This is a genomic window from Pseudomonadota bacterium, assembly GCA_026388215.1.
Classification (GTDB): Bacteria; Desulfobacterota; Syntrophorhabdia; order Syntrophorhabdales; family Syntrophorhabdaceae; genus JAPLKF01.
Map to the genome: position 1 here is coordinate 1 of JAPLKF010000094.1, position 3,852 is coordinate 3,852.

The following is a 3,852-nucleotide window of genomic DNA, read 5'->3' on the forward strand; positions in this document are numbered from 1 at the left end:
TGCCCTGGCAAGACCTGCAACCTCACTATTCTTGATAATACCTGCAATCTGCTTGACTGCGTCAAAATCACCGTCAGAGGCTATCGGAAAGCCTGCTTCGATGATATCAACGCCAAGGATTTCAAGCTGCCTGGCAACCCGAAGTTTCTCCTGTGTGTTCATGGTATTTCCTGGTGACTGCTCCCCATCCCTCAGTGTTGTATCAAATATAAAGATTCTTTTTGACATATCCACCTCTTTGTTTTTTGTGATAAACGATGGACGACCGTCCCGCCTATGGCGTGACTTGGACGACCATTCGTCCCGCATAAAGCGGGACTCATTAGAACGTTTTTAAATGCGTCCTTCGTCCTTCGTCTTCAGCCTTTTAAATATCAGCTCAAGGAACTCCTGTTCCCGATCCACATCAACTTCTATTGACAGGTAGAAGAGATTTTCCGGAACCTCCATGTGGGTAATCTTTACGGCATCCTTTTCTGTAGTTACAATTACATCTGTATCCTCAAAAGATGAGATCCTATCTATATCCTTTTGCTTATAGGCATAATGGTCAGGATATGCAATCTCATGAATAACATTGGCTCCCAGATCTCTTAACAGGTTAAAAAATGATTCGTTATCACCCAGCCCTGAAAAGGCAAGGATGCCTTTTCCTTTCAGAAAATTGTAATTGGCAATAAGATTGTGTCTGAGATTGTAGAGATACGCCGGTTTATATTTCACTTTAAATGCTGGTATACCTTTAGTTATATCCTTTATGTCATTATCCAGATCGCCCTTATTCACCAATATTATGTCTGCCTCTTTAATCCTTTCAAATGGTTCTCTGCACGGACCGAGTGGAAATAGTGCATTATTTTTCCCGCCCTCTTTTCCATTGAGAACGAGTATCTCAATATCCTTTTTGATGTTCTTCAATTGAAAACCATCATCAAGCAGCGCCACATCCATTTTAAATGTTTTTATCCCATCGTCAATCGCCCGTGCCCTATTGATGCCGACAATCACGGGACATTGGCCTTTTTTTGCAAGCATTATAGCTTCATCTCCCACATCTTCTGCACTATCCTTACCTGCATCTATAGAAAATATGCCCTTTCTTTTTCTCTTATAACCCCTTGTAATTATCCCGGGGTTAAAACCCTCCCTTTTAAGCTCTGCCGCAAGTTTTTCAACTATTGGAGTTTTGCCAGTGCCCCCTAATGAAATGTTGCCAATACTTATTACAGGGATGGGGGCTTCCTCAACTTTCATCATACCGGTTTTGTACATATACTCCCTCAATAATAGGCACTTACCATACAGATAAGAAAGAAAAAAAAGGGGGATATACAAAATAAATTTTATATATTTTGCCTCTCCTTTCCATATTCTTCTTATGGTATTTTGCATGTATTGAGTTAGTTTATATCAAAAAGAGTGCCAAAAATCAAAAACTTTGCTATAATTCAACTATAAACAAAGCTGTTAAGGAGGAAAAGATGAAACATAAATTAATCTATTTTTTACCATTACTTATAGTGTTTTTTCTTTTCTCAGAGGGGTTAAGCAAGGAGGAGGTCAAGATGGGCCAACTTAAGATAGCAAGTCCTGCCTTTAAGGACAACGGGTCCATACCCAGACAGTATACCTGTGATGGAAAGGATATGAATCCACCCCTTATTATTGAAAATGTTCTGAAAGAGGCAAAGTCCCTCGCATTAATCGTTGATGATCCTGATGCCCCGGTAGGCCTATGGGTTCACTGGGTGATGTGGAATATTGACCCTAAAATAAAAGAAATTAAAGAAAATTATGTACCAAAGGGCGCCATACAGGGTATAAACGATTTTAGAAAAAACAATTATGGAGGACCATGCCCGCCTTCCGGCACCCACAGGTATTTTTTCAAACTGTATGCCCTTGATACCACGCTCAACATTAGCCCCAACTCTACAAAGGCCGACCTTGAAAAAGCCATGAAGGGACATATTCTTGCACAGGCTCAGATTATAGGGCTATACAAAAAAAGATAGTCGTTTAGATAGCTTTTTGCTCTGAGCGCTTTTTTCGATTATGAATAAAATTATTTCATGAAATTATGGAAGATGGTATTAACAAAAAATTAGCTATTGATATATTCAACTCCGCACTACACGCAGCGGATCCTTATGAGTCTGTAAGAATACATACAGATTATATTGTCTCTACATATCATAACGAAAAATTCAATAAACTATTCCTTGTGAGTTTTGGTAAGGCTGCGTTTCCAATGACACGGGCGGTTATAGATTCTGCAGGCGATATCATCACCAGCGGGATAGTCATTACTAAATATGGTCACGCCACAAAGACTGACCTCTCCAACAAGATCAATATCTTCGAGGCAGGTCATCCGGTGCCAGATGAAAACGGGTTCAGGGTAACAAAAAACATTATCAATCTTCTTAAAAAAGCTGACCGGCAAACCCTCGTGGTATCTCTGATATCTGGCGGCGGTTCTGCCCTCCTCGTAGCCCCCTGTAACGGCATAACCCTCAGCGAAAAACAACGGGTCACAGAATTGTTACTCAAGGCAGGGGCAAACATTAATGAGCTTAATACCATAAGGAAACACATCTCAGGCGTGAAGGGGGGAAGGCTTGCAGAGCTTGCTTTTCCTGCAAAAACATTATCCCTTATACTCTCAGATGTTATCGGTGACAGGTTGGATGTCATTTCCTCAGGACCTACATCGCCTGATAAAACAACCTACCAGGATGCCCTCGGTGTAATCAGCAAATACAACCTAACTGACAGAGTTCCACAAAAGATATTAAGCTTATTAAAAGATGGCGTACAGGGTAATTTACCAGAAACCCCAAAAGAGGGAAACCCAATATTTGAGAAGGTTGAAAACATTATTGTGGGTAGTAACAGGATGGCAACTGATGCCGCAAGGATAAAGGCTTCCGAACTCGGGTTTGATGCATCTGTAATATCAACTGAGATTCAGGGGGAAGCAAAAGAGGTTGGCAGCTTGTTTGCAAAAAAGGCAATTGAAATTAGAAGGTCAAACGTCAGGAAACCCATTTGTTTAATTGCCGGAGGCGAAACAACGGTGACTGTAAAGGGTAATGGTACAGGTGGGAGAAATATGGAGATGGCGCTGTCGTTTGCATTAGAGATTGATGGTATTGATGGTATTACATTTCTCTCTGCCGGGAGTGACGGTACAGATGGACCTACCGATGCGGCAGGCGCTTTCGTTGACGGACAAACTGTTAAAAGTGCAAAGGTTAAAGGTCTTGACCCTGAGGTATATTTAAAAAATAACGACTCCTACAATCTTTTCGATAAAATCAATGGACTTTTTATCACAGGCCCAACAGGCACAAATGTTATGGATATCCAGATTATATTGATTGCCTGAGCCTCCTTTCATTGGCTGACAGTACTGATTGAAAAAAGTGGCGGGTGGATTAAACTGCTATAGCACATAGGGCATTTACTCGGTTTTGTCAACCTACCCCTTTTTTTAAACACAAAGCCGCACTTCTCACATTGAGCAGGTTTAACAACAAGACGCTGGTTACCCTTGTTCATTGTTTTTTTGATATGTTCAATATGGTCACACACATCCTTCTCGGAAATTCTTGCATACGTGGATATGTCTTTTGCAGAGAGGGTATATTCTTCGAGGAGGGCCTTTATATACTTCCGTATTGTATCATGCCTTTCAACGGGCTCCGGAGGCTCTTTTGGTCTCTTTTTCCTCATTTCACATTATAACGTAAAGCTCCTCTCCGGGCAAATGGTAAAGATGGCCTTATCGGGGAGTGCAATAGATAAGAAACAATTAGGTGAGCTTTTCCTATTAAAGTTTTTTTGTTA

Annotated in this window: 5 protein-coding genes; 2 read left to right on the plus strand and 3 right to left on the minus strand. The window is 41.0% G+C overall.

Features of this window, described 5'->3' with window-relative positions:
* Together NTU69_05640 and lpxK are read right to left on the minus strand one after the other, a co-directional pair.
* Positions 1 to 228: 2-isopropylmalate synthase (locus NTU69_05640; GenBank protein MCX5803002.1), on the minus strand; the 228-nt coding region annotated here is incomplete at its 3' end.
* A gap of 105 nt (positions 229 to 333) precedes the next feature.
* Positions 334 to 1,392, minus strand: coding sequence for a tetraacyldisaccharide 4'-kinase (gene lpxK / locus NTU69_05645; GenBank protein MCX5803003.1), 1,059 nt, complete (start codon positions 1,390 to 1,392; stop codon positions 334 to 336).
* Between the two features lie 89 nt (positions 1,393 to 1,481).
* Here lpxK and NTU69_05650 point away from each other — a divergent pair, with 89 nt between their 5' ends.
* Both NTU69_05650 and NTU69_05655 read left to right on the plus strand, forming a co-directional pair.
* Positions 1,482 to 2,015, plus strand: coding sequence for a YbhB/YbcL family Raf kinase inhibitor-like protein (locus NTU69_05650; protein ID MCX5803004.1), 534 nt, complete (start codon positions 1,482 to 1,484; stop codon positions 2,013 to 2,015).
* 65 nt (positions 2,016 to 2,080) lie between these two features.
* The gene (locus NTU69_05655; GenBank protein MCX5803005.1) at positions 2,081 to 3,391 is read left to right on the plus strand and encodes a glycerate kinase; all 1,311 of its coding nucleotides are present in this window, start codon (positions 2,081 to 2,083) and stop codon (positions 3,389 to 3,391) included.
* A gap of 8 nt (positions 3,392 to 3,399) precedes the next feature.
* Here NTU69_05655 and NTU69_05660 read toward each other — a convergent pair whose 3' ends face one another.
* Positions 3,400 to 3,738, minus strand: coding sequence for a transcriptional regulator (locus NTU69_05660; protein ID MCX5803006.1), 339 nt, complete (start codon positions 3,736 to 3,738; stop codon positions 3,400 to 3,402).
* Positions 3,739 to 3,852 lie beyond the last annotated feature (114 nt).